The 2247-nt window shown below is 50.0% G+C and carries 2 protein-coding genes; both read left to right on the plus strand.

Going from position 1 to position 2247, the window contains the following annotated elements; all coding sequences use genetic code 11:
- Window positions 1-126: 126 nt before the first annotated feature.
- Window positions 127-1263 (plus strand): LA2681 family HEPN domain-containing protein, encoded by a 1137-nt coding sequence (locus tag QME66_13425; GenBank protein ID MDI6809947.1) that lies wholly within the window; start codon window positions 127-129, stop codon window positions 1261-1263.
- Between the two features lie 143 nt (window positions 1264-1406).
- Window positions 1407-2210, plus strand: coding sequence for a site-specific DNA-methyltransferase (locus QME66_13430; protein ID MDI6809948.1), 804 nt, complete (start codon window positions 1407-1409; stop codon window positions 2208-2210).
- The last annotated feature ends 37 nt before the right edge of the window (window positions 2211-2247 follow it).

The raw sequence follows: 2247 nt of genomic DNA on the forward strand, positions 1-2247 counted from the left end.
CTCCCGAGGACGATGGCACTCTTTTTTCAGTAAACGCGTGCATAATTCAGGCTAGCCACCTGTGATTTGCGTCGTGAAGCTAGATATCTGTTCCTACATTCGGCGACCAAGGGCACATCGCCAGAAATGCAGGCCAGAGCATTCACGAATCTCGGGAATGCCCTGAATAGGGCAAACCGCTGGGTGGAGGCATACGACAGCTACCTGAAGGCATTGGAACTGGACAGAACTAATGCTGTTGCGTCCACGGGGGCAGCAAAAGTGTTGTTGCGATCGATTGATAGAGGAATTGGCAAGAAAGAGGATCTCCAAGCTGCTGCCTCAAAGCATCTGAAGGAATCCCGCATCCACGAGGCACGTTTGCGTGAGTTGACTGGTGAGCAGGCTTATCAGCACCTGAGGAAAATCCTTGATCTCGATCTCGACGTACCAGAACGACAATCGAAGAGCGTTTCAGAGTATGAACGGTTCGTTGCGAAGAATCGCCTGGCCCTGGCTCCAACCATCGAAGGCTTGGATGTGTCACCAAAGAGATGGGACGCACTCAGGATTCATTCGTTGATAGAACCGGCAGACAAGGGAGGTGGTATCCCTCCTCTATTTGCCATGTTCAATGTTCTCAAAGGAGAGTACTTGCTGGCGCGCCGAATGGCCTTTGATGCTGACAACTGCGAGATAAACGATAGCGGCTCGTATTCGGACACTCTCGACTATGCTGTCTACGGTGTCCGCCCGTCCATGCTTATCTCGGCTCAGCGAATGTGTATGGACATCCTTGATAAGATTGCAATCGCAGTAACTGAGTACTTGGGGTTGAAGGATCACAAACGATCCATTTCATTCCGAAACAGATGGTTTTCCAGAAAATCTGGCAAGAGCAAGGAGCGAATATGGCACGCGGACATTCGAGAAAGCCTAATGCGCGGAAATTTGGTAGTCGTGGCTATGGCAGAGATGGCTCTTGACCTTAGTGGCGAGGGCTTTCTCTTTGAGAAGAAGCTATTTCGCGATGCGGGTACTCATGGATATACGGTGCTTCACGACCTGGGGGCTGATCCTAGTCGTCCTTCCGATTATGTAGAGCATTGCTCCCTTGTTTCTTTCAGCCACGTCATGATAGATAGTCTTCGGCTCGCGCGAGCCGCAATCATCTATTTTGTTGAACTTGTTGCACTTGAGGAACGCCTGAAGAGGAACGGAACGAAGACGGTTGCCCTTGATGTACCAGATTACCACTGGATTCGTGGAGAGGACTGTGGCTGAGCGGAGGACGCGAGGCCAGAGGTCGAAACCTCTCAACAGAAGGCTGGAGTCTTACCCTAATTGACCTTATTCTGGCAAACAGGTATCATGGTCCCGTGTTCAAAATTCCGAGGATAGCCGAATCATTCTCACCGTCTGAGAATATTGTCGTTTTTCCTGGCGATTGCCTGCGCTTGTTGAGGTCGATTCCCGATGAGTCGCTCCAACTCGTTGTTACGTCACCTCCCTACAATATTGGTAAGGAGTATGAAAGACGCCTCAAGCTTGAAAGATATCTTGAACAACAGGCTTCTGTTATACAAGAGTGTGTACGTTGCCTCTCCCCGCGAGGGAGTATTTGCTGGCAGGTAGGGAATTATGTGCAAAACGGTTCTATCATTCCTCTTGATACGGTCCTTTATCCGATCTTTGACGGTTTGGGCTTGAGACTGCGAAATAGGATAATTTGGCACTTTGAGCATGGGTTGCACTGCGCACGCCGTCTTTCGGGGCGATACGAGACCATTATTTGGTTCACAAAATCAGACGAGTATGTATTCAACCTTGACGCAATAAGAGTGCCGCAGAAATATCCCGGTAAGAAATATTTTAAGGGTCCAAAGGCCGGCAAGTATTCCTGCAATCCCCTCGGGAAGAATCCGGGAGACCTATGGGCTATTCCAAACGTCAAGAGTAATCATGTGGAGAAAACCGATCATCCTTGTCAGTTCCCTGTGGAGCTGATCGAACGGCTCATTCTTTCGATGACCGATGAAGGTGATTGGGTCTTTGACCCGTTCCTTGGTGCTGGGACGACTGTCATAGCGGCCGTCCGGCATAACCGCAGGGGCGCCGGTGCCGAGATCGTTCCCAAGTACATAAGGCTGGCTCGAAAACGGATAGAGCAAGAACTTGCAGGAACGTTGAGAACTCGTCCGATGAATAAACCTATTGGGGTATCCCCTTGACTCCACTAAATACAAGATATAGTATGCCAGAGCATGG

This window comes from Candidatus Eisenbacteria bacterium (genome assembly GCA_030017955.1).
In the GTDB taxonomy this organism is placed as follows: Bacteria; Eisenbacteria; RBG-16-71-46; order JASEGR01; family JASEGR01; genus JASEGR01.

Coding starts and splice junctions, on each gene's coding strand:
- QME66_13425 (MDI6809947.1), top strand. CDS start 127: ATGCAGGCCAGAGCATTCACGAATCTCGGGAATGCCCTGAATAGGGCA.